This is a genomic window from Arthrobacter sp. BK1 (assembly GCF_056680055.1).
Window position 1 is genome coordinate 2,561,992 of the sequence record NZ_CM155263.1, and the last position, 26,055, is coordinate 2,588,046.

Annotated in this window: 22 protein-coding genes and 1 tRNA gene; 12 read left to right on the top strand and 11 right to left on the bottom strand. The window is 65.4% G+C overall.

Features of this window, described 5'->3' with window-relative positions; translation table 11 throughout:
• Positions 1-48 precede the first annotated feature (48 nt).
• The 3 genes from AC1MCA_RS11600 to AC1MCA_RS11610 all read right to left on the bottom strand — a co-directional run bounded on the left by AC1MCA_RS11600 (position 49) and on the right by AC1MCA_RS11610 (position 2,474).
• Positions 49-975 carry an AEC family transporter gene (locus AC1MCA_RS11600; protein ID WP_108600942.1) on the bottom strand — a complete coding sequence of 309 codons (927 nt, stop codon included), beginning with the start codon at positions 973-975 and terminating at the stop codon, positions 49-51.
• 51 nt (positions 976-1,026) lie between these two features.
• Complete coding sequence (gene panD / locus AC1MCA_RS11605; RefSeq protein WP_479797183.1) at positions 1,027-1,452, bottom strand: aspartate 1-decarboxylase; 426 nt, start codon at positions 1,450-1,452, stop codon at positions 1,027-1,029.
• Positions 1,453-1,535: 83 nt separating this feature from the next.
• Complete coding sequence (locus AC1MCA_RS11610; RefSeq protein ID WP_479797186.1) at positions 1,536-2,474, bottom strand: LysR family transcriptional regulator; 939 nt, start codon at positions 2,472-2,474, stop codon at positions 1,536-1,538.
• A gap of 154 nt (positions 2,475-2,628) precedes the next feature.
• Between AC1MCA_RS11610 and AC1MCA_RS11615 the strand changes: the two genes are divergently transcribed.
• Together AC1MCA_RS11615 and AC1MCA_RS11620 are read left to right on the top strand one after the other, a co-directional pair.
• Positions 2,629-4,092 (top strand): amino acid permease, encoded by a 1,464-nt coding sequence (locus AC1MCA_RS11615; protein ID WP_479797191.1) that lies wholly within the window; start codon positions 2,629-2,631, stop codon positions 4,090-4,092.
• A 261-nt stretch (positions 4,093-4,353) separates the two neighbouring features.
• On the top strand, positions 4,354-7,860 hold the full coding sequence (locus AC1MCA_RS11620; protein ID WP_479797194.1) for a bifunctional proline dehydrogenase/L-glutamate gamma-semialdehyde dehydrogenase: 3,507 nt from the start codon (positions 4,354-4,356) through the stop codon (positions 7,858-7,860).
• 615 nt (positions 7,861-8,475) lie between these two features.
• Here the strand turns inward: AC1MCA_RS11620 and AC1MCA_RS11625 are convergent.
• Entirely contained in the window at positions 8,476-9,330 is an 855-nt protein-coding gene (locus AC1MCA_RS11625; protein ID WP_108599121.1) for a LysR substrate-binding domain-containing protein, read from the bottom strand.
• 147 nt (positions 9,331-9,477) lie between these two features.
• Here AC1MCA_RS11625 and AC1MCA_RS11630 point away from each other — a divergent pair, with 147 nt between their 5' ends.
• Positions 9,478-10,845: an MFS transporter gene (locus tag AC1MCA_RS11630; protein WP_479797196.1), complete on the top strand. Its 1,368-nt coding sequence runs from the start codon at positions 9,478-9,480 to the stop codon at positions 10,843-10,845.
• An 81-nt stretch (positions 10,846-10,926) separates the two neighbouring features.
• Here AC1MCA_RS11630 and AC1MCA_RS11635 read toward each other — a convergent pair whose 3' ends face one another.
• Together AC1MCA_RS11635 and AC1MCA_RS11640 are read right to left on the bottom strand one after the other, a co-directional pair.
• A complete protein-coding gene (locus tag AC1MCA_RS11635; RefSeq protein ID WP_108599122.1) occupies positions 10,927-12,081 on the bottom strand; it encodes a N(5)-(carboxyethyl)ornithine synthase in 1,155 nt (384 codons plus the stop codon).
• On the bottom strand, positions 12,078-12,218 hold the full coding sequence (locus tag AC1MCA_RS11640) for a hypothetical protein (RefSeq protein ID WP_181365140.1): 141 nt from the start codon (positions 12,216-12,218) through the stop codon (positions 12,078-12,080). Before AC1MCA_RS11640 ends, AC1MCA_RS11635 begins: the two co-directional genes overlap by 4 nt.
• Before the next feature lie 212 nt (positions 12,219-12,430).
• Here AC1MCA_RS11640 and AC1MCA_RS11645 point away from each other — a divergent pair, with 212 nt between their 5' ends.
• Positions 12,431-12,808, top strand: a complete 378-nt coding sequence (locus AC1MCA_RS11645) for an SRPBCC family protein (protein ID WP_479797204.1) — start codon at positions 12,431-12,433, stop codon at positions 12,806-12,808.
• Between the two features lie 26 nt (positions 12,809-12,834).
• Here the strand turns inward: AC1MCA_RS11645 and AC1MCA_RS11650 are convergent.
• Positions 12,835-12,908: transfer RNA gene (locus tag AC1MCA_RS11650), tRNA-Gly, on the bottom strand.
• A 255-nt stretch (positions 12,909-13,163) separates the two neighbouring features.
• On the opposite strand from AC1MCA_RS11650, the gene AC1MCA_RS11655 reads away from it, so the two are divergent.
• Entirely contained in the window at positions 13,164-13,607 is a 444-nt protein-coding gene (locus AC1MCA_RS11655; RefSeq protein WP_479797208.1) for an SRPBCC family protein, read from the top strand.
• 10 nt (positions 13,608-13,617) lie between these two features.
• On the opposite strand, the gene AC1MCA_RS11660 is transcribed toward AC1MCA_RS11655, so the two are convergent.
• Positions 13,618-15,348, bottom strand: a complete 1,731-nt coding sequence (locus AC1MCA_RS11660; RefSeq protein ID WP_479797211.1) for a CAP domain-containing protein — start codon at positions 15,346-15,348, stop codon at positions 13,618-13,620.
• Between the two features lie 132 nt (positions 15,349-15,480).
• Here AC1MCA_RS11660 and dcd point away from each other — a divergent pair, with 132 nt between their 5' ends.
• Complete coding sequence (gene dcd, locus AC1MCA_RS11665) at positions 15,481-16,056, top strand: dCTP deaminase (RefSeq protein ID WP_108598069.1); 576 nt, start codon at positions 15,481-15,483, stop codon at positions 16,054-16,056.
• 143 nt (positions 16,057-16,199) lie between these two features.
• Here dcd and AC1MCA_RS11670 read toward each other — a convergent pair whose 3' ends face one another.
• From AC1MCA_RS11670 to AC1MCA_RS11680, 3 genes are all read right to left on the bottom strand, one after another.
• On the bottom strand, positions 16,200-17,381 hold the full coding sequence (locus tag AC1MCA_RS11670) for a cation:proton antiporter (protein WP_479797217.1): 1,182 nt from the start codon (positions 17,379-17,381) through the stop codon (positions 16,200-16,202).
• A gap of 5 nt (positions 17,382-17,386) precedes the next feature.
• Positions 17,387-17,869: a cation:proton antiporter regulatory subunit gene (locus AC1MCA_RS11675; RefSeq protein ID WP_108598058.1), complete on the bottom strand. Its 483-nt coding sequence runs from the start codon at positions 17,867-17,869 to the stop codon at positions 17,387-17,389.
• Positions 17,870-17,955: 86 nt separating this feature from the next.
• The gene (locus AC1MCA_RS11680) at positions 17,956-19,359 is read right to left on the bottom strand and encodes an MFS transporter (RefSeq protein WP_479797222.1); all 1,404 of its coding nucleotides are present in this window, start codon (positions 19,357-19,359) and stop codon (positions 17,956-17,958) included.
• 194 nt (positions 19,360-19,553) lie between these two features.
• On the opposite strand from AC1MCA_RS11680, the gene AC1MCA_RS11685 reads away from it, so the two are divergent.
• Genes AC1MCA_RS11685 through mnhG form a run of 6 tightly spaced genes read left to right on the top strand, consistent with a single transcriptional unit; the run spans position 19,554 to position 26,036 of the window.
• A complete protein-coding gene (locus tag AC1MCA_RS11685; RefSeq protein ID WP_479797225.1) occupies positions 19,554-22,631 on the top strand; it encodes a Na+/H+ antiporter subunit A in 3,078 nt (1,025 codons plus the stop codon).
• Positions 22,628-23,218 (top strand): Na(+)/H(+) antiporter subunit C, encoded by a 591-nt coding sequence (locus AC1MCA_RS11690; protein WP_479797229.1) that lies wholly within the window; start codon positions 22,628-22,630, stop codon positions 23,216-23,218. Before AC1MCA_RS11685 ends, AC1MCA_RS11690 begins: the two co-directional genes overlap by 4 nt.
• On the top strand, positions 23,215-24,822 hold the full coding sequence (locus AC1MCA_RS11695; protein WP_479797233.1) for a Na+/H+ antiporter subunit D: 1,608 nt from the start codon (positions 23,215-23,217) through the stop codon (positions 24,820-24,822). Before AC1MCA_RS11690 ends, AC1MCA_RS11695 begins: the two co-directional genes overlap by 4 nt.
• Positions 24,819-25,364, top strand: a complete 546-nt coding sequence (locus tag AC1MCA_RS11700) for a Na+/H+ antiporter subunit E (protein ID WP_108598063.1) — start codon at positions 24,819-24,821, stop codon at positions 25,362-25,364. Before AC1MCA_RS11695 ends, AC1MCA_RS11700 begins: the two co-directional genes overlap by 4 nt.
• Complete coding sequence (locus tag AC1MCA_RS11705) at positions 25,361-25,639, top strand: MrpF/PhaF family protein (RefSeq protein WP_479797239.1); 279 nt, start codon at positions 25,361-25,363, stop codon at positions 25,637-25,639. The genes AC1MCA_RS11700 and AC1MCA_RS11705 overlap by 4 nt, the downstream gene beginning before the upstream one ends.
• Positions 25,629-26,036: a monovalent cation/H(+) antiporter subunit G gene (gene mnhG / locus AC1MCA_RS11710; protein ID WP_479797242.1), complete on the top strand. Its 408-nt coding sequence runs from the start codon at positions 25,629-25,631 to the stop codon at positions 26,034-26,036. Before AC1MCA_RS11705 ends, mnhG begins: the two co-directional genes overlap by 11 nt.
• Positions 26,037-26,055: the final 19 nt, after the last annotated feature.

Consider the following 26,055-nt stretch of genomic DNA (forward strand, 5'->3'; position numbering starts at 1 on the left):
AGCGCGTGCCTTGAGGTTGCCGAGCCGGCACAAGTCCTGGTGGGTGGTTCAGTTGAGCAGGAGGGCTACGCCGATCATCGCTGGTACCGCCACCACTGTGGTGATCAGGACGGTGTCCTTGGCTACGGTTAGCCCGGTGTTGTAGCGACTGGCGGCAACAAAGACGTTCTGCGCTGTGGGTAGGGAGGAAATGACCACCACAGCAAACAACGCGTGCCCTTCCATGCCCAGGGCAAAGCGTGCAAAGACGTAGGCCATGGCTGGCTGGACCACCAGCTTGAAGGTGCTTGCCAGGACCGTATCGAAGCGTCTGCCGGCGGCAGCCTGCAACGGCCTGCCACCGTTAAGGCTCATGCCGAACGCGATCAGCATGGCAGGGATCGCGGCGCCGCCGATCAGGTGGATGGGCTCCAGGACCAGCTCCGGAATCTCCCAGCCGGTACCCGCCACCAGAAGGCCCAAACCGGCGCCGACGATCATGGGATTCCGCAGGATCATCAGGACGAACCCCAGCGGTGTGGTGCGGTGTGAGCTGGTGCTGGCATCCAGGAACATCAGGAACAGCGGTGAGAAGAAGGCCAGCTGGAAGATCAGCAATGGAGCCACGTAGCTGGCGTCACCAAGAACGTAGATGGCGATGGGGATGCCCAGGTTGGCGGAGTTGACCAGGGAGGCCGCCATCGAGGACATCAGCGCTTCCGGCAGCGCCCGTTTCAGCCAGAACTTCACGATCGCAAAGAAGACCAGGGCGCTGCCAAAGGCAGCCACGGCGGTCACCAGCAGTGGTTCCGCGAAGACTGCATTCAGCTCAGCCTTGCTGAGGGTCTCAAACAGCAGGGCCGGGCTTGCAACGAAGAAGGTCAGTCCGCTCAGGACCTGGCGGCCATTCTCGCCAAGAATCCGCTGCCGGCCCACAAACCAGCCCACCAGGATGATGAACCAGACCACAAAGAAGCCCTGCAGCACGCCTACCAAGAGGAACCCCCGAAGCTTCGGCGGTGATGGGTGCCCGGACTCACGCTCCGGCTACAGTGCGGCGTTGTTCAGGGCGAAGGGCGGGCGCATCAGGCCGGGCGTGTGGCCCTCCGCCGGATCGTTCCCGATCTGGACAATCCTGTTGTCCCGGTCCACATGGACAACCTTCGGGGAGTAGGACTGAGCCTCTTCCGTGGTCATCTGGGCGTACGTGATCAGGATGACGATGTCGTTCTCGTGCATCAGGTGCGCGGCGGCGCCGTTGATGCCGATGACGCCCGAGCCGCGCTCGCCGGCGATGGTGTACGTCTCCAGCCGCGAACCGTTGGTCACGTCCACAATGGCCACGAGCTCGCCGGGGAGGATATCGGCAGCATCAAGGAGGTCCAGGTCAACGGTGACCGAACCTACATAGTGCAGGTCGGCGTGCGTGACGGTGGCCCGGTGGATTTTGGACTTGAACATTGTGCGATTCATAACAGCCACAGTCTAGCGCCGGGCCCCGCATCGCGCAGTGACGCAGGGAACACTACGGCCGGGCAGTTCCGGAACCGGCCACGCTAGGACGCATCCCCGGTGGGGACGCCGCCGTCGTCGGTCTGCGCCACGGATGCGGCCGCCGCAGCCAGCATCTCCCGGGCCGCCAGGATGGCTGGGCGCTGGGCACTGGAACGGCGTACCGACGTAAAAATAGTGCGGTGCGGATTGCCGGGCAGATCCAGCAGCTGGGCGGTGGTGCCGCGGCCAATCCACACAAGGTCAGGCATCAGCGCCACGGCATTTCCCGATTCAATCAGCCGCATCTGGGCCTGGAGGTCCGCAGTTTCGAAGCGGACATCGGGTTCGAAGCCTGCGCTGCGGCAGGCCTGTTCCGCCCAGTGCCGGGAGGCTGCACCACGGGGCTCCATCACCCACGGCAGCTCGGCCGTGTCCTCCAGCGAGGTGATTGGTGGCTGGTCCGGAGACCTTGGCGGAACGGCAAGCCGGATGGCATCCGTGGTCAGCTTGATGCGGTCCAGTTCGGGGTAGCGCGGGGCGGCGTGGCCCGGATACTGTTCGGCGATCACCAGGTCAAAGTCCCGTGCCCAGGTCTCGTGCAGCGCGGTTTCCGGTTCGCGCTGGATCATTTCAATGCGCACCTCCGGGTAGGCCGCCCCCATGCGCGTGAGGGTATCGGGCATCAGCGCCAGTGCTGCGGACTGGAACACGGCTATCCGGACCGTACCTGTGACGGTGGTGAGGGAGGCGGCGAGGTCCGCTTCAGCCTGCTCCATGGTCTCAAGCAGCTGGGCGGTGTGGGCCACGAGGACCTCGGCCTGGGGCGTCAGCTGTACACGCCGCCCGGTTTTCCGGAGCAGCTCCACGCCCACTTCCTTCTCGAGCAGGGCCAGTTGCTGAGAGACCGACGACGGGCTGTACTGGAGTGCGTCTGCCACCTCCGCAAGGGTGCCCCGGATCTTCAATTCCCGGAGAAGCCTGAGGCGGCGAACATCAAGCATGAGGAATTCCTTACCGAATCTAATGAATATTGGTTAGAAGTAGTCACTTTATCTAATGCAAGCATGCTTGCATACTGTTGGGACTGAGTTGCCTCCGTCACAAGTGCTGCCAGCGACCGCCGTGACGGGCCCCCACCCCAAGCAGGAGTTCCTGATGACCACTAAAGACATGTCCCAGTCGATCATGAGGCGCAAGCCCATTGACGACATCGAAGAAGAAAACAAGCACAGCGGTCTGTTCAAGTCCCTCGGGCTCTGGCAGCTCACCGCCATTGGCGTCGGCGGCATCATCGGCGTCGGCATTTTTTCCCTCGCCGGACTGGTGGCGGCTGGTAGCGAAGACACTCCGGGTGTGGGGCCCGCCGTGTTGATTTCATTCCTGGTTGCCGGCCTGGCCTCAGCCGCGGCAGCCCTGTCCTATGCCGAATTCGCAGGCATGATCCCCCGCGCGGGTTCGGCCTACACATACGGCTACGTGGCGCTTGGCGAGGTGATCGGCTGGTTCATCGGCTGGGACCTGCTGCTCGAATACATTGCGATTGTGGCCGTGGTGGCCATCGGCATCTCGGGATACTTCGATGCCTTCCTTTCGGGCCTGGGCATCCACATGCCCGTCTGGATGACCTCCACGCCCGATGAGGGCAAGGGCGGCATCGTCAACATCCCCGCGATCGTCGTCTGCCTGATCGTGACGTGGATCCTCTCCCGCGGGACCAAGGCCTTTGGCCGGTTCGAACTGGTGGCCGTTGCCATCAAGGTCATCCTGATCCTTTTCATCATCGGTCTTGGCATCTTCTACATCGACACCAACAACTACAACCCGTTTATGCCGAGCGGATTCGGCCCCGTGCTGGCCGGCGCTGCCACCGTGTTCTTCGCGGTGTTTGGCTACGACGCCATGAGTACGGCGGCCGAAGAGGCGACGGACGGCAAGAAGCACATGCCCAAGGCCATCATCCTGTCCCTGATCATTGCCATGCTGCTCTACGTTGCCGCGACGCTGGTGCTGACCGGCATGCAGAACTACAAGGACATTGACCCCAAGGCGGGCTTTGCCTCCGCCTTCACCGGAGTAGGCCTGCCGGTTATCGCCACCATCATTTCTGTTTTCGCGGTTCTGTCCATCCTGACAGTGATGCTGACGTTCCTCCTGGGCGTTACCCGGGTCTGGTTCTCCATGAGCCGTGACGGACTCCTGCCGGGCTGGTTTTCCAAGACCGACCGGCACGGCACGCCGCAGCGCGTCACCTGGATCGCCGGCGTAGCTTCCGCCCTTCTGGCCGGCGTGTTCCCCATCAAGGAAGTCGCGGACCTCACAAACATCGGCATCCTGGCCGCGTTCGTCGTCGTCTGCTTCTCAGTCATTGTCTTCCGCTACAAGAAGCCCGATGCGCCCCGTACCTTCCGCCTGCCGTTGATGCCCTTTATTCCCGCCTTCGGCGTCCTGGCCTCGGCCTTCCTGATGTTCCAGCTGCACTGGGAGACCTGGGTGCGGTTCGGTGTGTGGCTGGTCATTGGCCTGGCCATCTACTTCTTCTACGGCAAGAAGCACTCGCTGATGAACCCCAACAGCCCGCGCCACGAGGAAATTGTGGAGATGCACCGCCCCCTCGCCTGACCCAAACGCTCTCTCACTTAACGTCGCCTAAACCCGGACGCTCTCTCACTTTCTTGAGGAAAGTGAGAGAGCGTTTCCGTTTTTCCCGCATTAAGTGAGAGAGCGTCGGGTGGGAGGGTGCAGGGAGTGAGAGAGCGTCGCCGAAAAGGTTGGGTTTTCTAACCTGTATTGCTCAGAAAACATCGCTTTATCTTATGTGATCGCAGGCTCATACTGATGAATAAGACCCCAACATTGCCGAAGAAAGAACGAGAGCCAGCCATGACCAACACTGCAATCGAACCCGGTGTGAACGCCGGCCCGGCGCCCCGCACTGCCGACGTTGACGTGCCCCAGGCGCGCGCCCTGGCAGCGGAAACCATCGCGCTGGTCCGCCGCTGGCTCACTGAAGCTTCGAAGGTTCCCGTCGATGCTTCCGCGCAGCAGCTCGCCGGCGTCCTGAAGGACCCGAACGGCCTGGACTTCACGGTGGGCTTCGTCGACGGCGTCGTCCGCCCCGAGGACCTGAACGTCGCCGCACGCAACCTCGCCGCACTGGCCCCCAAGGTTCCGGCGTTCCTGCCCTGGTACATGCGCAGTGCTGTCCAGCTCGGCGGCACCATGGCCCCGGTCCTGCCGCAGGTTGTCATCCCGATCGCCCGCCGGGTCCTCCGCGAAATGGTGGGCCACCTGATCGTGGACGCCACCGACGCCAAGCTCGGCCCGGCCATCGCCAAGATCCGCAAGGATGGCATCAAGCTCAACGTCAACCTCCTCGGTGAAGCAGTCCTCGGCGAGCACGAGGCCTCCCGCCGGCTCGAGGGCACCCACACCCTCCTGGCCCGCCCGGACGTTGACTACGTCTCCATCAAGGTCTCCTCCACCGTGGCCCCGCACTCCGCCTGGGCGTTCGACGAGGCCGTGGAGCACGTCGTGGAAAAGCTCACGCCGCTGTTCACCCGCGCAGCTTCCTTCGCCCGCGACGGAGGGAAAGCCAAGTTCATCAACCTGGACATGGAGGAATACAAGGACCTGGACATGACCATCGCGGTCTTCACCCGGATCCTGGACAAGCCCGAGTTCAAGGACCTGGAGGCCGGAATCGTGCTCCAGGCCTACCTCCCGGACGCCCTCTCCGCCATGATCCGCCTCCAGGAATGGGCCGCGGAACGCCGCGCCAACGGCGGTGCCGCCATCAAGGTCCGCGTGGTCAAGGGCGCCAACCTGCCCATGGAGCAGGTGGAATCCTCACTCCACGACTGGCCGCTGGCCACCTGGCACACCAAGCAGGATTCGGACACCAACTACAAGCGGGTCATCAACTACTCGCTGCACCCGGACCGGATCAAAAACATCCGCATCGGCGTGGCCGGCCACAACCTGTTCGACATCGCCTTCGCCTGGCTCCTGGCCAAGCAGCGCGGCGTGGAATCCGGCATCGAGTTCGAGATGCTGCTCGGCATGGCGCAGGGCCAGGCCGAAGCTGTCAAGAGGGACGTCGGCTCCCTCCTGCTTTACACCCCCGTGGTGCACCCGGCCGAGTTCGACGTCGCGATCGCCTACCTGATCCGCCGCCTCGAAGAGGGCGCCAGCCAGGACAACTTCATGTCCGCAGTGTTCGAGCTGAGCGAAAACGAAGTCCTCTTCGAGCGGGAGAAGCAGCGCTTCCTCGCCTCCCTGGACACGCTCGACGACGCCGTCCCCCCGGCGAACCGGCAGCAGAACCGCAACCTCCCGCCGCAGCCCCTGCCGCACGATTCGTTCAAGGACACCCCGGACACGGATCCCTCACTGCCCGCCAACCGGGACTGGGGCCGGGCCATCCTGGGCCGCGTCCCGTCCTCCACCCTGGGCAACGCCGCCGTGGAAGCAGCCACCATCGCGGACGAGGCAACCCTCAACTCCGTGATCGAAACTGCCGTTGAAAAGGGCAAGGCCTGGGGTGCACTGTCCGGCGACGAGCGAGCCGAGATCCTGCACCGCGCCGGCGACGTCCTGGAAGCCCGCCGCGCCGATCTCCTCGAGGTCATGGCCAGCGAAACCGGCAAGACCATCGACCAGGGCGATCCCGAGGTCAGCGAGGCCGTGGACTTTGCCCACTACTACGCAGAATCGGCCCGCAAGCTGGAAAAGGTCGACGGCGCCACGTACGTTCCGGCCAAGCTCACCGTGGTGACCCCCCCGTGGAACTTCCCGGTCGCCATCCCCGCAGGGTCCACCCTCGCGGCACTCGCCGCCGGCTCCGCGGTCGTGATCAAGCCTGCCAAGCAGGCCCGCCGCAGCGGCGCCGTGATGATCGAAGCCCTGTGGGAAGCCGGTGTTCCGCGGGACGTGCTGACCATGGTCCAGCTGGGCGAGCGGGAACTGGGCAAGCAGCTGATCTCGCACCCAGCCGTGGACCGTGTGATCCTCACCGGCGGTTACGAGACCGCCGAGCTGTTCCGCTCCTTCCGCAAGGACCTGCCGCTCCTCGCCGAGACCAGCGGCAAAAACGCCATCATCGTCACCCCCAGTGCCGACCTGGATCTGGCAGCCAAGGACGTGGCCTACTCCGCGTTCGGCCACGCCGGCCAGAAGTGCTCCGCAGCCTCACTGGTGATCCTGGTGGGCTCCGTTGCCAGGTCCAAGCGCTTCCACAACCAACTGGTGGACGCCGTCACCTCACTGAAGGTTGGCTACCCGGAGGACCCCACCAGCCAGATGGGCCCGATCATCGAGCCCGCCAACGGCAAGCTCCTCAACGCGCTCACCTCCCTCGGCGAAGGCGAAAACTGGGCCGTGGAACCGAAGAAGCTGGACGGCACCGGCCGCCTGTGGAGCCCGGGCGTGCGCCATGGCGTCCGCCGCGGGTCCTACTTCCACCTCACCGAGTTCTTTGGACCGGTCCTTGGCGTGATGACCGCTGACACCCTGGAAGAGGCCATCGCTATGCAGAACCAGATCGAATACGGCCTCACCGCCGGCCTGCACTCCCTGAACCCTGACGAGCTGGGCATCTGGCTCGACAGCATCCAGGCCGGAAACCTGTACGTGAACCGCGGCATCACCGGGGCCATCGTGCAGCGCCAGCCCTTCGGCGGTTGGAAGAAGTCCGCAGTGGGCGCCGGCACCAAGGCGGGCGGACCCAATTACCTGGCCGGCCTCGGCCACTGGGTCAGCAGCGAAGCCACATCCTCGGCAACGCCCGCCAATCCGGGGGTCCGCCGGATCCTCAACGCCGCAGCCAGCGCCCTGCAGCCGGCCGAGCTTGAGTCCCTGCAGCGCTCACTGGCCTCGGACGCCCAGGCCTGGGCCGATGAATTCGGTACCGCCAAGGACGTCTCCGGCCTGAGCGCGGAGCGGAACATCTTCCGCTACCGTCCCCTTCCGGTCACCATCCGGCTCTCCGAAGGTGCCCCGCTGGGACACCTGGCCCGGACCGTGGCCGCCGGCATCCTGGCCGGTTCGGCACTGACGGTCTCCGCCGCCGTCGAGCTTCCTGCCCAGCTGCGCGCCGTGTTCACCGGACTGGACATCAACGTTGCAGTGGAGTCCGACGCCGAATGGCTGGCAACCGCAGCCCGGGTCGCCGCGGCGGGCAAGCTGTCCGGCGCCCGGATCCGGCTGATCGGCGGGGACGCCACCGCCCTGGCAGAGGCAACGGACGGCCGGCCGGACCTGGCCGTGTACTCCCACCCGGTCACCGAAGCGGGGCACGTTGAACTGCTGCCGTTCCTGCACGAGCAGGCCATCAGCATCACAGCCCACCGCTTCGGAACTCCGAACCACCTTTCCGATGCCCTGATCTGAGCGTGAACACTGTTTCGTCAGATCACCGATGACACAGCGAAAGGCCCGGCTGCCACCTTGTTCAGCCGCCGGGCCTTTCGCTGTTGTCGGATGGGGCTGCGCTTCAGCTAATAGCTGCGGCGCGGCAGGAGACCTTAGTAGTCACCCCAGATACCAGCCCGGGGGAGCCCACGAGGCGGGAACGCTGTGGGCGGAAAATTCTTCACAACGGGTGCAGGTGTAGGCGACTTCGCCCAGTGTCCTGACCGCCCCGTCACGCCGGTAAACCGGTGGAATGTACGACTCCAGATAGATAAACTCGTCCGTGCCGCACTTATCGCACGTCGGCTTGCTGACGAACTCGGGCTCCGCCCTGGAAGTGATCGAGCTGTGACCCGAATGGTGGGTGACCAGAGGACGCACCGGGTGGTGCGTGCGCGTTAAGGCGGGGTAAAAATGGGTGTTCTCGGCTGTCGTCATTGGCTGCCTATCCCGAGCGCGGCCAGCCCATGGGTTGCAGGGCGCGCTCGTACGGTTTGAACCGGCCACTGCTTGACCCCATGGATAAACCAGCATAGGCGAGGCGGGCTTTTTCTACAATGGTTTGAGCAACCCCCGCCGGGGTCTCGGGCACTGTCAGGCTGACTTCTTGAGGGTCCTGCCCACGATGGCCTGGGTCAGTGCATCGATCACCTCAGCGTTGGCCAGAGGGTTGCGGATCAGGGTGAAATCAACGTCGCCCACCGGCGGCAGATCGAACCGGCGGGTAATGATCTTCAGATCTTCGGGAACGAGCGACGTCGGCATAACAGCGATCCCGATACCGGCCCGGAGTGCCGCCAGGACCCCACTGATCTGCCGCGTGGTACAGGTGATCCGCCACGTCCGGCCGTGGGATTCGAGGGCATCGATGGCCAGTTTCCGGCTCAGGCTGGGGGAGGGGTAGGCGATCAGCGGCACGTGATCCCCCGGTTCAAGGGACGTCTGCTCCAGCCCCACCCAGGAGAAGGAATCGTGCTGGACCACTGTGCCGTCCTTGACTCCCGCCACCCACTTGACGAACACGAGGTCCAGCTGGCCCGCGTTGAGCTTCCGGTACAGCTGGTCGCTTTGGCCGACCGTCAGCTCGAGGTTGATCTGGGGATAGACCTGCCGGAACTCGCGCAGAATCCGGGGAAGTCCTGTGATGGCAAGGTCATCGGCGGTGCCGAAGCGCAGCCGTCCGCGCATCGCCGACCCGGAGAAGTACCGGGCCGCGGCATCGTGCGCCGACAGGATGGTGCGGGCAAAGCCGGCCATGGCATCCCCGTTGTCAGTCAGGCGGACGTCGCGGGTGTCCCTGGTGATGAGGACCCGCTTGGCGGCCTGCTCCAGCTTGCGGACGTGCTGGCTGACGGTGGGCTGTGCCAGTCCCAGCCGTTCGGCGGCCTTGGTAAAGCTCAGCGTCTCCGCCACGGCAAGGAAGGAGCGGAGCTGGGCGGGTTCGAACACGGGGTCTCCTTGGGCTGCCGGGGCCTGAAATCGGATCTTATTACGTATTGCAATGCTAGTTATAGTCTCGATAGACCTGCATAATCGCTCCTGATCAGCTTAGCGTTGGAGTCATCCCGGACCGCCCGCTTCCCTGAGGACATCTCTGTGGCACCCCCACCGCTTTCATCGGCAACCGTCAGCCAGCCCGTCATCGACTCCGCTTCATCCCAAACCCAGCCCATCGCCGTCGTCAGTGAACGCCTCCCCTGGCGGCACACCTTCATCTCCCTGAAGGTCCCCAACTTCCGGATCTTTGCGATCGGCCACTTCGTTGCTGTGATCGCGCTCTGGATGCAGAGGATCGCCCAGGACTGGCTGGTGCTGGAACTGTCCGGCTCCGTCACCGCCGTTGGCATCACGGTGGCGCTGCAGTTCCTGCCGTCGCTGCTCCTCGGCCCGTGGGGCGGGATGATGGCTGACAGGTTCGCCAAGCGGAAGATCCTCATCCTGTGCCAGTCCATGGCCGGCGTGCTGGCGGCGGCACTCGCCGTTCTTGCCCTCAGCGGCGCGGTGGAAGTCTGGCACGTGTACGTCATTGCGCTGGTGCTGGGCCTGGTCACCGTGCTGGACCAGCCTGCGCGGCAGGTGTTCGTCAACGAGCTGGTGGGCCCGAAATACCTGCGCAATGCCATCAGCGTCAACTCCACCACCTTCCAGCTGGGCGGGCTGATCGGCCCGGCGCTGGCGGGACTGCTGCTCACCGCCGTCGGCGCAGGCTGGGCCTTTGCCGCGAATGCGCTGGCGTGCTGCTCCACGGTGACCATGCTGCTGCTCCTGCGCAAGGACCGGCTGTTCATCAGCAGGCCGGCGCCCAAGAAGAAGGGCATGCTGCGCGAAGGGCTGCAGTACGCCCTCAGCAAGCCCACCATTTACTGGCCGTGGCTGATGGCAGGGTTCATCGCAGTGTTCGCCATGAGCCTGCCCGTGCTGCTGGCTGCCTTCGCGGACCGGGTGTTCGACGTCGGCGCCGGCGGCTACGGCCTGCTGAACGCCCTTGTGGCCCTGGGCGCCCTGGCCGGTGCTGTCGCGTCCACCCGGCGCCGGCAGCTGCGGCTGCGGTCCGTGGTGTTTTGCGCGGGAATGTACGGCGTGATGCTGTGCCTGGCCGCGTTCGCCCCGTCCATGGTCTGGTTCGGAGTGGTGATGGTGATGTCCGGCTTCTGGTGCCTGATGTTCCTCACCGGCTCCAACCAGCTGGTCCAGATCAGCTCCAACATGGGCATCCGCGGCCGCGTCATGAGCCTGTACATCATGGTGCTGATCGGCGGCCAGGCCATCGGCGGGCCCATGCTCGGTTGGATTGCCGAAAACGTGGATCCCCACGTTGCCCTCTTCGTTTCCGGCGGGGTGCCGGCGCTCGCCGCCCTGACAGTGGGCGTCGTACTTGCCCGCAAGGGCGCGCTGGGGCTCAGGGTGAACCTGAAAGACCGGCGGCACCCGGTGCGCATCGTGAGCCGGGCGGCGGCCGCCTAACGGGGCCGGCTGGTGGCGGAGGGCGACGGCGGTGCAGCCCGCCAGCAGAATGACGGGCGCCCACCACCGCTGCCGCAGGAATTACAGTGCGGGGTGGGGGTACTCCGCCCCGCGCTTCTGGAACTCCAGCACATCGTTATTCCGGACCACGCCGTCGCGGATCTCGATGGCCCGGGAGATGGTCTCGTTGCCGTCCCAGGCCGCCGGTCCGCTGATGACCGTCTCGAGGAACGGCAGCAGCGCCTGGCTGATTTCCCAGGTGGAGGAGTTCCAGAGGTAGGACGGGCTGTGGTCCACCGCGTAGTAGTTGATGTGGTCGCCGATCGTGAACATGGGCTCGGCAAAGGTGGTGGAACGCGCCCAGCTGAAGCCCATGCCTTCGTCGCAGGAAACGTCGACGATCAGGCTGCCGGGGCTGAATGCCGCCAGGTCCTCGGTCCGCAGATAAGTCAGCGGGTTGTTGGGGTCCTGCAGCGTGCAGTTGACCACGATGTCGCTCTCGGCCAGGAACGGCGCCAGCGGAACCCGGCCCCGCTCGGTGATGACCTGGCTCAGGAAGGGGGCCTCGGCGTCGTGATCAAACTGCACGATGTTCACCGAGTGGATCGGGGCTCCCACGGCGGCAACGCCGCGGTTGGTCAGCACCTGCACGTCATGAATGCCATGGGCGTTAAGCGCGGTCACGGCTCCGCGTGCCGTGGCGCCGAAGCCGATCACCACTGCACTGAGCCTTCGTCCGTAGTCGCCCGTTGAACCGGTCAACGCCAGGGCATGGAGGACCGAGCAGTACCCTGCGAGCTCGTTGTTCTTGTGGAACACGTGCAGGCCGAAACCGCCGTCGCTGGCCCAGTGGTTCATGGCCTCGAACGCAATCAGCGTGAGCTTCTTGTCGATGGCCAGCTGGGTGATGGCACGGTCCTGGACGCAGTGCGGCCAGCCCCACAGGACCTGGCCGTCGCGCAGCTCTGCGAGGTCTTCCGGCTGCGGTTTGGGCAGGAGGACGACGTCGGCCTCCGCCAGGAGCGCTTCCTTGGTGGCCATTTTGCCCACGAGGGTTGAAAGGTGGTCATCGGAGACGCCGAACCGCTCGCCGTAGCCCTGCTCCAGGATGATGCGCCGGCGCAGTTCGGGGGCAATCCGCTCGAAATGCAGAGGATGGATGGGGAGACGGAGTTCGTCCGGTTTCCGCGTGGAGGCCAGGACGCCCAGGCTCAGCTGGGTCTGCTGCTCATTCACTTCTTTTTGGCGGCCTTGCTGGGCGTGGCGTCCACGGAGCTGGCCGGCGAGGAAGCGGCCCTCTTGTCGGCGCGCTTTTCCTTGATGGATTTACCTGATTTTGCGGATGCTGCTTGACGGGGGGACTTGTCAGCCATGATTGCTCCTGTAGCGGAACCGAAGAGGTTCCTGACTTCCGACCATACACGCCGGCACCTAACGGGCCGCGGGAAACCGGCGCCCGGAATCCGGCGTGAATCCGGCACGGAGCGTTCAGCGCGGCGATCATTGTGCCGGCACCCTACCGGTGTGAAAATGACGCTCTGGGCACTGCGCCGGGCAGGCCTTGCGGAATTACGGGAACAGCACCATGGGAACCATCACGGTTGAAAGCACCGTCCTCATCCCCTGCGGACGTCTAGAGGTTTATGCGTTCTGCGTGGATGCGCGGGCCCGGGCGGCCGTGCCCGGCCAGGAAGGACACGTCCTCGAGTTTCAGGACCAGGTGTCGGAGCGGTCCTGGACCGAGACAGCCGTGGGCGGCGGCGAAACCATAACGTGTTCCTACGTCCTGTATCCGGTCGCTGACAGCACGCGGATGACTGTGACCGCGCAGTACGAGCCGAAGGGTCTCGGGCGCATCTTTTCCGCCGCCAAAGACGGTGCCTACCGGAAGCTGGAAGCCGCCCGGCTGGCCGCGCTGAAAAAGGCAGTGGAGCGAGGGGTGAGGAAGGCCAGGAACGGATAGGTGACTGACGTGGGGACCGGTGGCGCTGGAGCGGCTGACGGGAATCGAACCCGCGTATCAAGCTTGGGAAGCTAGCGCTCTACCATTGAGCTACAGCCGCGTCGCCCCCATGTGATCGGGGCAGAACTTAGCTTAGCGCAGATGCGCGGCCTCCCCTGCAACGTGCGACGCCTGTGCGGGCCGTGTCCGGGAGAGCAGCCCCAAGCGGCCGCGTCATCCAATAACTGTTCCATAACGCCACCGCCTGTGGCTAGGTCCGGGCCGGGCCGGATGGCTACTCTGAACCCGTTAGCTGCAGTGTCATGGGGGTGGGGCGGGCTACCAACGCCGACCTGCCGCTGACCGAAGGACTCCCATGGCATTTGCAGAGCACGAAGTGCTTATCCGCCGTGACGCCATGGCGGTTTACAACTTCCTGATCGACGGAATGAACCTGCCCCAGTGGCGCCGGGGCATCCGCACCATCGCCCTGCTTTCCGGCGTAGCCGGGACCAAGGGTGCCGTTTACCAGCAGACGATGACCGGGCGGGCAGGCCTGCCTGTCCAGGCAGATTTCGAAATCACGCACGCCAGGCCCGGGGCGGAGATCCAATTCAAGGTGATTGCCGGCCCTGCGCAGCCCGCGGGCGGCTACTACCTGAGCACGGAACAGGGCGGGACCAGGGTCCGGTTCGCGCTCGAATACCAGCCCAAAGGCCTGCTCGGCCTCATGAACATCCGCTTCCAGCGCACCATGAAGGCCGAAGTGGCCCAGCTGATGCGCCTCAAGGATGTGCTGGAGCTGCGCTCGGCCGCTTAGGCCCGTTGGGTTACTGTGCCAGCCTCTGGCCAGCCCAGCTTCCGGAAATGTTCGACGCCGCCGCCAGGGTTCCGCCGCTCAGGTCCCAGTACTGCACGACGTCGTTGGCCCGGCGCAAGGCCACCCCGGTGGAATTCAGCGCGGTGACGTCGCGCAGCGGCCTGATCCCGGTGACGTCGCCCCAGCCGGTGGCCACAGTGGGCCGGGCTTCGGCGCGGGGCGCCACGGCGCCCGCTCCCCGGTAAAGCTGCACAACGCCGTCGCCCCTTATCGCCAGGAGGTCCTGGAAGCCGTCGGCGTCGTAATCCACCATGCTCAGCCTGGTGGCGGCAACCCCGCTGGCCATCAGCGTGCGCGAGGACATGTCGGTCAGGCCAACGTTGGGGTAGAGCCAGAGGTTGCCGCTGGTGTCGAGGGCTACGAGCTGGGGCAGCCGGTTGTTGGCGCACCAGCCGCCGACGGCCAGGGTCATGGCGGCCCAACCGGACTGGCCGAGTGTGACCGGAGCCCCGAAGCCTCCGCCGGCGGCCCCCGGATGAAGCGTGAGACGGCCGTCATTCCACTGGGCAAGGATGTCGTAGGCGCCGTTGCGGTCCCAGTCGGTGACAAAGACTTCCTTGGCGCCGCTGAAGAAGGAGTGTATGACCCTGGCTGGGCCGTAGGTCCGGTTCCCGGTCGAGGGCCGGTTGATGAGTTCGCCGCCGGTGGTGATGGAGACGAGGTCGGCGGCGCTGGTAATGGCCGCGCTGCTCAGATCCGATGTGGGCGGCATGTGCCTGACGGCCGGGTCGCAGAGACTCGCCTCAACCGGCGGGAACGCGTTCCCGCCGGTTGAGCTGCCGCCGGGCGACGTGACGGTGCCTGCCGGGAGGTTGGTGTAGCCAAAGAAGTTCACCACGCCCCAGAGCGTGTAGCGGTTAGGGGTGGTCTGCCAGTTGCCGTCGGTATAGGTGATACCGGCGCCCATGACGTTGAACCGCGGGTCCAGCAGCATGGCATTGTGGCCGGGGGAGGTCTTCCACCATTCCACCAACTGGGCGGCTTCCCTGTCCCAACGGACGGCGATGACCTCGCCGGCGCTGCTGGGGCTGAGGGCACGGGGATCCGTCCAGAAGCTTGCACGGTGTTCGATGACTTCGCGGGTGGCGATGTTGTTGGACCATTCCTGGGCCATGCCTGCCACAGTGGCGTGGTACTTGACGGGCGCCAGGCTGTTCGCTGCCCGGTATTCGTTGATCTTATTGAAAACCGTGAGGATGGCGGCCGAGTTGCTGTCCGGCACCAGGGCCTCAGTGCTGAGTGACTCCGTGGCAACCCCGGATTCCGCCGCAGACCTGTTTACCGGCTGGGACAGTTCGGCTTCCGGCGCCCAAAGCGGCGGGATGGACGGCGGCTCAGGCGCAACCTGTTCGCTGGTGCTTGCCAATGCGGTGGGGGCCGCCAACGGCTCCGTGGTGGTCGGGGACGTGTCCTGGCCAACGGCCGGCGACGCCGGGGTGATCAACGGTTCCACGGCCGGGGCGAGCGGCGATCCGCCGCCGTCAGCGCCCGCTGCACCGCCGTCGTCGCCCGCTGCAGCCGCCGGACCCAGCGTGACTGCGCTCGGACCCGTTGCTCCCGCAGCCTGGGCTGCCGGCTTCTTGTCGGGGAGGCCGGCGTGAAAGCCGGCGGCCGGGGACACGAGCGAGAGCGCGCACAGGACAGCCACAACGGCGGGCGCCGCAAATTTTCTCACATTCATCCCCAGCTTTGTGCAGTTGGACCAACCGGGAGACCATCCGGCGGCTTACATCTGAGGCAACATTAGCCCCACTGGGTGACAGCAACAACGAAAGAATGGGCGCTGTGGACAACGCATAGTAATTTGGGAGGCGTGCTGATCTCTGACCGCGACATACGTGCCGAAATTGACTCCCAACGGATTGTTCTTGAACCGTACGATCCCGTGATGGTTCAGCCATCCTCGGTGGACGTGCGGATCGACCGGTTCTTCCGGCTTTTCGACAACCACAAGTACGCGCATATTGACCCTGCGGAGGAGCAGCCGGAGCTGACCCGGCTCGTAGAGGTTGAGGCTGGTGAGCCTTTCATCCTCCACCCCGGCGAGTTCGTCCTGGGCTCCACCTATGAAACAGTCACCCTGCCCGACGATATTGCCGCCCGGCTCGAAGGCAAGTCTTCGCTGGGCCGCCTTGGCCTGCTGACCCACTCCACCGCAGGGTTCATCGATCCCGGATTTTCCGGGCACGTGACCCTGGAGCTGTCTAACATGGCCACCCTGCCCATCAAGCTGTGGCCGGGAATGAAGATCGGCCAGCTGTGCTTCTTCCGGCTGACCTCGGCCGCCGAATTCCCCTACGGTTCGGGTGAGTACGGCAACCGCTACCAGGGCCAGCGCGGGCCGACAGCCAGCCGCAGCCACCTGAATTTCCACCGCACCGAGGTCTGACGTCTCATCGAGGGGTGGGATCTTGGCGCTGACTCCCGGTCATGAGACTCCCCAGGCGCCCAACCGGCCGCCAAAGAGCCGGGACGTAGCCACTGGATGTGTGGTGGGTGCGGGACGGGCAGGCAGGGTGGGTGCGGGGGACGCTAGGTCTGGGGGGCTACGCGGACCGGCCAGGGGAACGCCTTCACGGCCGGCTCCACGTAGCGGGCGGCCAGCGGACCGATGATGGCCATCAGGAGGACGTATGCGGTGGCCATGGCAGCGAGCTCGTCCGGCACAACGCCGGAGGCCACGGCCAGCCCCGCGATGACGATCGAGAACTCGCCGCGTGCAATCAGTGCAGCGCCGGCACGGAAACGGCCGGGCCGGGCAATGCCGGCCCGTTTGGCGGCCCAGATGCCGGTGACCATTTTGGTGGCTGCAGTGACGACGGCCAGGATCAGCGCCCAGCCCAGCACGGGAGGAATGGACGACGGGTCAGTGTTGAGCCCGAAGGCAACAAAAAAGATGGCTGCAAAAAGGTCCCGCAGCGGCTCAAGGATCCGGGTGGCGCTGTGGGCTGTGGCCCCGGAGATGGCGATGCCGAGCATGAACGCGCCAACCGCCGCCGAGACCTGCATGGCCGACGCGACGCCGGCCACGAGCAATGCGGCGCCGAGCAGGTTGAGCAGGAAGACTTCGGAGTTTTCGCTGTGCACGGCCTTGGACACGTGGTGGCCGTGCCGGAGGGCCACGACCAGGACCACGGTGACCACGGCCAGGGAAATGCCCACGGTGGTCAGCCCGCCCAGGAAGCTCACGCCGGACAACGTGGCCGTCAGGATCGGAAGGTACAAGGCCATGGCCAGGTCCTCGAACACCAGGATGGACAGCACCACCGGGGTTTCGCGGTTACCGATCCGGCCCAGGTCCGTGATGACCTTGGCGGCAATTCCGGAAGACGAAATGTAAGTCACGCCGCCCATGACCATGGCGCCCACGAGACCCCAGCCGAGCAGGAAAGCCAGAGCGGCCCCCGGCACGAAATTCAGCACGAGGTCAAGAACACCGGCCTGCCAGGATCTGCGCAGGCCGGTGAAAAGTTCCGCAGCCGTATATTCCAAACCGAGCATAAGCAGCAGGAGGATCACACCGATCTCACCGGAGAGATGTGCGAATTCCTGCATACCTTCGAGCTTGACCACGCCGCCTGCGCCGAAGGCGAGCCCGCCAACGAGATACAGGGGGATGGGTGACATTCCGATCCGTCCGGCCAGCCTGGCCAGGAGGCCAAGGCAGAACACAACGGCCCCCAGTTCAATGAGGGTCAGGGCCAGCGGGTCCATGACGGTTATCCGTTGCGGAGGATATCGGCCGCGGCGTCAAGGCCTTCTTGCGTGCCGACAGCTACCAGCAGGTCACCGGTGTGAAGCACGAGGTCGGGGCCCGGTGACGGGACCACCTCGCCTTCCCGCATGATCGCCACGATCGAGACCCCGCAGCGGGTGCGGATGCAGGCTTTGCCCATGGGCTGGTTCTGGAACGGGGAGTCCGCAGCGATGGAGAACTGCCGGGTCACGATGCCCGGAATTTCCCGGTGCTCCTCGGACAGTTTCATTGCCAGATGCTGTCCGCCCAGGAGATTGCCCAGGGTGGCGGCCTCATCCCCGGTGAGGGGAATCGAGGCCTGGCAGGTATCGGGATCGTCCCAGGTGGAAACGATGAGTTCCGTCTGGCCCTCCCGGAGCTCCACAACGCCGATGCGGCGCCCCGAAGCTGTCATAAAGTCCTTCCGCCGGCCCAGGCCGGGGAGGTCTGTCTCGTCCACGTTCATGGTTCAAGCCTAGTCTCCGCACAGCGGTTTAAGGTGGCTGCGCGCCGCGCAGGGGCTGCTGCGCGGGACCCGAGGGTTTGTTCGCGTCAGGCGGATGGAACCACGGCGATGGCGGCCTCGTCCGGCGACTTCACCGGCAGCAGGACCAGCAGGCCTGCGAACAGAACCACCATGATGCCAAGGATCCCCCAGCGCTGGGCCTCGCCGGCAGCGACCAGGGGTGTGGCAATCGCGATGCAGAGGGTGAAGAGGGCAGGCGCCAGGAAGCTGACGGCGCGGCCGGTGGTGGCGTACAGCCCAAAAAGCTCGCCGGATTCACCGTGGGGTGCCAGCCGCGCCAGGTACGCCCGCGACGAGGACTGGGCCGGGCCCACGAAAAGGCACAGGAACAGTCCGAACACCCAGAACGTGGTGCTGCCGGCCCACGCCGTTCCGAAAAAGACGTATTCGCCGTTGCCGAGGACCAGGATCATGGTGCCGGCGATCAGCAGCCCCACCAAGGAGCCCATGATCACTGCCTTCGGGCCCACCCTGTCGTCCAGGAATCCGCCGATTACGGCCCCGACTGCCGCCACCACGTTGCCGAAGATCGCGAAGAAAATGACCTGGGACAGCTCAAAGCCGAAGGTGCCGGCCGCAATGACGCCGCCGAACGTGAAAACCGCGGCCAGGCCGTCGCGGAAGACGGCGCTGGCGAGCAGGAAGTAGATGGTGTGCGGGCTCGTGGCGTAGATCGCCTTGATCCGGCGGACCAGCAGTGCATAGGACGCCATGAACCCCAGCGGCTTGACCTGCGCCGGCCGCGGAAGCTCCGGAACCGCGAACAGGACCGGCAGGGCGAAGATGAAGAACCACAGGGCAGAGAACACTGCCACCAGGCGGATGTTGAGGCTGTCCTCGGTAGAGGCACCGAACCATTCGAAGCTCGGCTGGACGAACAGTTGCAGCACGACCAGGAGCGCCACGATGCCGCCCAGGTACCCCATGGCCCAGCCGAAGCCACTGACCTTCCCGATGTTCCTGGGCGTGGAGATCTGGGTGAGCATGGCGTTGTAGTTCACGCCCGCGAACTCAAAGAACACGTTGCCCAGTGCAATCAGGGCAACCCCCAGCAGAAGGAACTCCGGGCGCGGGAAGACGAAGAAGCACAAGGCGGTCAGGATGGCGACGGCGGCCGTGTTGACCCCCAGCCACAGCTTGCGACGGCCCCCCGCATCAGAACGTTGACCCGTCACCGGGGCGAGCACGGCGATGGCCAGGCCGGCGATGGCCAGCGCACCGCCAAGGACTGCAGAGGCCTGGTCCTCCCCGCCGAAGGCGTTGGATGTCAGATATACCGTGAAAACGAAGGTGGTCATCACTGCATTGAATGCCGCCGAACCCCAGTCCCAGGCTGCCCAGGCGATGACCCTGCCCCTGCCGGTGGCCTCGCTTCCGGAGGCGAGTTCCGATGGCGGCTGCATGGCCTCGGGAGCGCTGGCGGTGTTCATAGGCTGAATGCTATCCGCCCGTGGCGAACAAGGAGTCCACCTGAGGCCGGACACCCGGGAAATCCAGGACCGCGGCGTGACGGCTGGGGAAAATTGTCGGAGGGGCCTTGATAAACTGTGGCCACCGAATCCAACGAATTGACCGCCAGCCCTAACTTTTGACAATCGAATCCCTGACGAACGCGGAGATACCAGTGATCACAGTCCTTGCCGTGCATTTTGCGGTGGCTGCTGTGGCGCCGTATTTGTTCAGGGTGTGGGGCCGCAGCGCTTTCTACGCCCTGGCCGCTGTCCCTGCAGCGTCCTTCCTCTGGCTGTTGCTCCAGCATGGTGCCGTGTATTCCGGGTCCGGCGCAGTTGCTGAAGTCATCCCGTGGATTCCCGGGCTCAAGCTTGAGTTGGCTTTCCGGATGGACGCCCTGGCCTGGGTCATGTCCCTGCTGGTTCTGGGTATCGGTTCATTGGTGCTCGTCTACTGCGCCCGGTATTTCAAGAAGAAGGACGAAAACCTCGGTGGCTTCGGCGCCCAGTTGCTCGCTTTCGCGGGGGTCATGTTCGGCCTGGTTGTGGCGGACGACCTTCTCCTGCTCTTCATTTTCTGGGAACTCACCACCATCCTGTCCTACCTGCTGATCGGCTTCGCCCGGACCAGGCTGGCCGCGCGGCGCTCGGCCCTCCAGGCCCTGATGGTCACCACGGCGGGCGGGCTGGCCATGCTTGTGGGCCTGGTCATGCTGGGTTTCAGCGCCGGCACGTACCGGATCTCGGCCATCCTGGCGCAGGCTCCCACCCTTGTCAGTGGACCTTCCGCGGACATGGTGGCGGCCGCCGTCGTCCTCATCCTGGTGGGTGCCATGAGCAAGTCCGCCCTGGTTCCCCTGCACTTCTGGCTCCCGGGGGCCATGGCGGCGCCCACACCGGTGAGTGCATACCTCCACGCAGCAGCAATGGTGAAGGCCGGGATCTACCTCGTGGCCCGGCTGGCACCTGGCTTCTCGGAGACCGCATACTGGCAGCCCATCGTGCTGGGCCTGGGGCTGGCCACCATGCTGGTGGGCGGCTACCGTGCGCTCCGCCAGACCGATATCAAGCTCATCCTGGCGTACGGCACCGTCAGCCAACTCGGTTTCCTGACCATGGTGGTGGGGCTCGGCACACCGGATGCCGCCCTCGCAGGACTCGCGATGCTCCTGGCCCACGGGCTCTTCAAGGCCACCCTGTTTCTGGTGGTGGGCATCATCGACCACCAGTCCGGGACGCGCGATGTCCGCAAACTGTCCGGCGTTTTCCGCTCGTCGCGGGCACTGGGCATCGTGGCTGCCGTCGGTGCCGCCTCCATGGCCGGTGTGCCGCTGCTTGCAGGGTTCGTAGCCAAAGAATCGGTACTCGAAGCCTTCGTCCACCATGCACAGGGCGGGCCGTGGGGCGCGGCAGTTCTCGCGGGCATTGTCCTGGGCTCCATCCTGACCTTCGCCTACAGCGCCCGGTTCATGTGGGGTGCCTTCGCTGCGAAGCCAGGAGTTGAGCCCACGCAGTTCAAGGCCGTGCGGCCTTCGTTCCTGGCGGCCCCCGCCCTCCTCAGCCTCCTCAGCATCGTCTACGGACTGTGGCCGGCACCCGTGGACTCCTGGATCCAGCCTTACGCCGCGCTGTTCGCGTCCACCGCGCCCGACGCCGGGACACCGGCCGGGCAGGCAGGCCACCTTGCGCTGTGGCACGGCTTCACCCCCGCGCTGGGACTCACGGCCCTCACGTTCGCCCTCGGCCTGGCGATGCACTTAGGCCGGACCGCAGTGGCCCGCGCGCAGGACCTCGTGCCCGGCTGGGTCGATGCTGACCGGGCCTACCAGCTCACCATCGGAGCGCTGGATGACACCGCGGTGTGGATCACGGGCCGGACCCAGCGCGGTTCACTCTACTTCTACCTGGCTGTCATTCTCTCCATGGCGTTTGCCCTCCCGCTGACGGTCATGCTGCTGGCGGGCAAGCCGCTGCCCGGGGACCTGTACTTCATCGACCCGTACTCGCCGCTGCAGGCTGTCGTGGGGGCCGGAATCGTGATCGGCGCCCTCGCTGCAGTCAAGGCAAACAAGCGGTTCCTGGCCGTGCTGATGGTTTCGGTGACTGGATACGGCATCGCGCTGATGTTTGCGCTCCAGGGCGCCCCGGACCTGGCCCTCACCCAGATGCTGGTGGAAACCATCATTCTGGTCGCCTTTGTCCTGGCCATGCGCAGCCTTCCGGCCGAGCTCAGGGACCGGACCGGCGGAAAGTACCGCGTGGTCCGTGTGGTGATCGGCCTGGCGTTCGGCGTCACCATGGTCTTCGCAGCCATCTACGCCATGGGAGCGCGGGTGGCCGTGCCGGTTTCACTGGAATTCCCGCGCCTCGCCTACGAAGGCGGCGGCGGGCTGAACATCGTCAACGTGACACTGGTGGATATCCGGGCCTGGGACACCTTCGGTGAAATATCGGTCCTGGCGCTGGCGGCCACAGGCGTTGCCAGCCTGATCTTCGTCCGCGGACGCGGTGACCGGATCCAGGTTTCCGCCACCGTGGCCGAGGGCAGCGTAGGCCGCCAGGTCGGGGTGGATCCGGGGTCCCGCGAAGCTGCAGCGCTGGCCATCAGCCGTAAGTTCGCGGCGTCCGCACGGGATGCCTGGATCGTGGCGGGACGGACCCTTGCGCCCGAACGCCGCTCCATCATCTTTGAAGTGGTGACCCGGCTGGTCTTCCACTCTCTGATCATCTTCTCCCTCTACCTCCTGCTGGCCGGCCATAACCTGCCGGGCGGCGGTTTCGCCGGCGGCCTGACGGCGGGGCTTGCCCTGGCCATCCGCTACCTGGCGGGGGGCCGCTTCGAACTTCGCGAGGCAACTCCTGTGGGAGCGGGAACCCTGCTGGGGATCGGGCTCGCCACGGCGGCGGCGTCCGGCGTGGTGCCGCTGCTGCTGGGCGGCCAGGTGTTCCAGAGCGCCATCATCGAGTTGTGGCTGCCGGTGTTCGGCGACATCAAGTTCGTCACGTCCACCATCTTCGATATCGGCGTATACACCGTGGTGATCGGCCTCGTGCTGGACGTCCTGCGCTCGCTGGGCGCCGAGATTGACGAGCACTTTGAAGAGGACGGCGCCTCGCCCGAAGGAGAGCCGTCTGCAGACGGACTGCCGGCAGGCGCAGAGCCTGCCGTGCAGGGTTCGGACCGGCAACCGACGGACGGGCCGGAGACCGTGGGCGCTGCCGTCGAAACCACTGCGAAGGGCCAAGGATGAGTGTCAACCTGACCCTGCTGATCGTCATGGGCGCGCTGTACGCCTGCGGCATCTACCTGATCCTGGAACGCAGCCTCACCCGGGTACTTTTGGGGCTGATGCTCCTGGCCAACGCCACCAACCTGCTGATCCTGGCCACCGGCGGCTACGCCGGGCTGGCCCCGCTCTATGACAAGGACACGGCCGCCCAGGACTACGCGGACCCCCTTCCGCAGGCCCTGATCCTCACCTCGATCGTGATCTCCTTTGCTGTGACGGCCTTTATGCTCGGCATCATCTACCGGACCTGGGTCCTCGCACGCCAGGACGAGATCGAATACGACCTCGAGGACCTCAGGGTCGCCGAGACGCCCAGCTTTGATGCCGAGGACGACGCCGAGATACCGGCCGAGACCTCCGAGTTTCCCCTGACGATGCTCGGCGGTGACGGAAGCTCCCTCTCCGACCACGCCGTGCCCCGGGACGCCCCTGAAGCAGGCACGTCCATCAAAGCCGGCGCCCGAAAGATTCCTGCCGCGGATGCTGCTGCCGAAGAGCAGCCCGGATCACGCAACGTCACCCCCGGCCCTGAAGGAGGTGTGAAGTGAACATCGCAAGCTTCGCCCCGCTCGCCGTCGTACTTCCCATCCTCGGCGCGGCCCTGGCGTTCCTGCTGATCCGGCATTCCCGTGCCCAGCGCGCCGTCAGCATCGGCGTGTTGTCCCTGACGCTGCTGCTCGAGTGCGTGCTGCTGGCGTCGGTGTGGGATGGCGGAACGGCCGCTGTGAACATCGGCGGCTGGCTGCCGCCCTGGGGCATCGTCATGGTGGTGGACCAGTTCTCCTCCCTCATGCTGGTGGTGTCCTCTGCCGTGAGCCTGGCGGTGCTGATCTACGCCACCGGGCAGGGCATGGCCGACGGCGACCAGGACGCACCGGTGTCGATCTTCCACCCCACCTTCCTGATCCTGGTGGCCGGGGTGTCCAACGCGTTCCTCTCAGGGGACCTTTTCAACCTGTACGTCGGGTTCGAGATCCTGCTGACGGCAAGCTACGTCCTGATGACCCTGGGCGGGACCGGACCCCGGATCCGCGCCGGCGTCACTTATGTGGTGGTGTCCGTAGTGTCCTCGGTGCTGTTCCTGATCTCCATCGCCATGGTCTACGGCGCTACCGGGACCGTGAACATGGCCGATCTTGCCATCAAGCTCGCGGACCTGGACGAGGGAACCCGGACCCTGCTGCACGTGATGCTCCTGGTTGCTTTCGGCATCAAGGCCGCCGTGTTCCCGCTGTCCTTCTGGCTGCCTGACTCCTACCCCACCGCGCCGGCACCGGTCACGGCCGTGTTCGCGGGCCTGCTGACCAAGGTCGGCGTGTACGCGATGGTGCGCACCGAAACCCTGCTGTTTCCTGGCGACAGCCTGAACACGCCCCTTATGGTGGCGGCGCTCCTGACCATGGTGGTGGGCATCCTGGGTGCCCTGGCCCAAAGCGATATCAAGCGTCTGTTGTCCTTTACGCTCGTCAGCCACATCGGCTACATGGTCTTCGGCCTGGCGATGTCCTCCGTGGCCGGGCTGGGCGCCGCAGTGTTCTACGTGGCCCACCACATCACCATCCAGACCAGCCTGTTCCTGGTCACGGGGCTCATTGAACGCCGCGGCGGCAGTTCCTCCGTGGACCGGCTTGCCGGACTGGCCAAGTTATCGCCCGTGCTGGCCATCCTCTTCTTTGTGCCGGCCATGAACCTGGCCGGCATCCCGCCGTTCTCCGGGTTCCTGGGCAAGGTGGGGCTGATCCAGGCCGGCATCGAACTGGGCACCCCGCTGGCCTACGCCCTGGTGATCGGCGGTGTGGTGACCAGCCTCCTGACACTCCTGGCGGTGGCCAGGGTCTGGAACCGTGCGTTCTGGCGCAAGCCCACTGACGCCGAGTACCCGGACCCCGTCCTGCTGGCCGCGCCCAAGGATTCGGATACGGGAAGCAGGGCAGGCCGCACGAACGTTACGCTGCTGCCGCGGACCATGGTGGGCCCGACGCTGGGACTGGTGCTGCTCGGCGTATCATTCACCGTTTTTGCCGGCCCGCTTTTCGGCGTCGCTGACCAGGCCGCCCAGGAAATGCTGGACCGGACCTCATATATCCAGGCCGTGCTGGGCGAGGACGCCCCTGTTCCTGCGCTTGCGCTGAAGGCCGGAGGCGGAAAGTGAGCCGCCGCCGGATTTCCCTGCGGCAGGAGCTTCCTCTGCTCGTGTGGCTGGTCCTAGTCTGGGGCGCCCTGTGGCAGGACTTCAGCCCGGGAAACCTGCTTTTCGGGGCGCTGCTGGCAGTGCTGGTGGCGCGGATGTTTTACCTGCCCCCGGTGGAACTGAGCGGCCGCTTCAATGTCCTCCACGCAGTGCCGTTCGCCCTGCAGTTCCTGGCCAAGGTGGTGGCCGCCAGCATCGACGTGATGTACCTGGCCGCTGTCCGCGGGCCGAAGGTGATCAGCGCCGTCGTCGCGGTCAAACTGCGCAGCCACCAGGACCTGATGGTCACAGCCACAGGTCACGTTATTTCCCTGATCCCCGGTTCCCTGGTGGTGGAAGTGGACCGCTCCACCTCCACCCTGTACCTCCACGCACTCAACATCAACACCCCTGACGAGGTGGAGAAACTGCGCCAGGAAGTCAGGGCCATCGAGGCAGGACTGATCCGGATCATGGGCACACCGGAAGAACTCGAAACCATCCGGCAGGAGGCCGCAGCATGATGCAGACCGTCCTGGCTGTCACAGCAGTCATTCTCTCGCTGGCCGCCGCGGGAGCCATCATCAGGATTGCCCGCGGACCCTCACTGCTGGACCGCGTGCTGGCCTCGGATGTCCTGCTTGCCATCCTCGGTGCCGCTTTGTGCATCGATATGGCGGTCAACCGGCACCTGAACAACCTGATGCTGCTGGTGGCGCTGTCCATTGTGGGCTTCATCGGCTCGGCAACAGTGGCGCGCTTCGTGGCGGGCCGGCGGGAGCAGCCCAATGAATCCTGAAGCCAGCCTGGTGGACAACATCATCGACACCACATCGGCCGTTTTTATGGTGGTGGGCGCTCTCATGTCCCTGGCCGCCGCCGTCGGTCTCCTGCGTTTTCCGGATCTGATGAGCCGGATGCACGCGGCCACCAAACCGCAGGTCCTGGGCCTGTTCCTGCTGCTGGCATCCATAGGCCTTCAGATGCGCACCTGGTGGGTGTGGCCGGTTCTGCTGGTGGCATGGATCTTCCAGCTCCTCACGGTGCCGGTGTCCGCGCACATGGTGGGCCGCGCCGGTTACCGCACCAAGCACCTGCACCGGGAGCTGCTCAGTTCCGATGAACTGGAAGCCGTGGTTCAGAAGGCGGCACAGTCGGCCCGGGACGAAGGGTCCAACGCCGGCCGTCCGGACTGACAGCCAGCCTGACGGACTG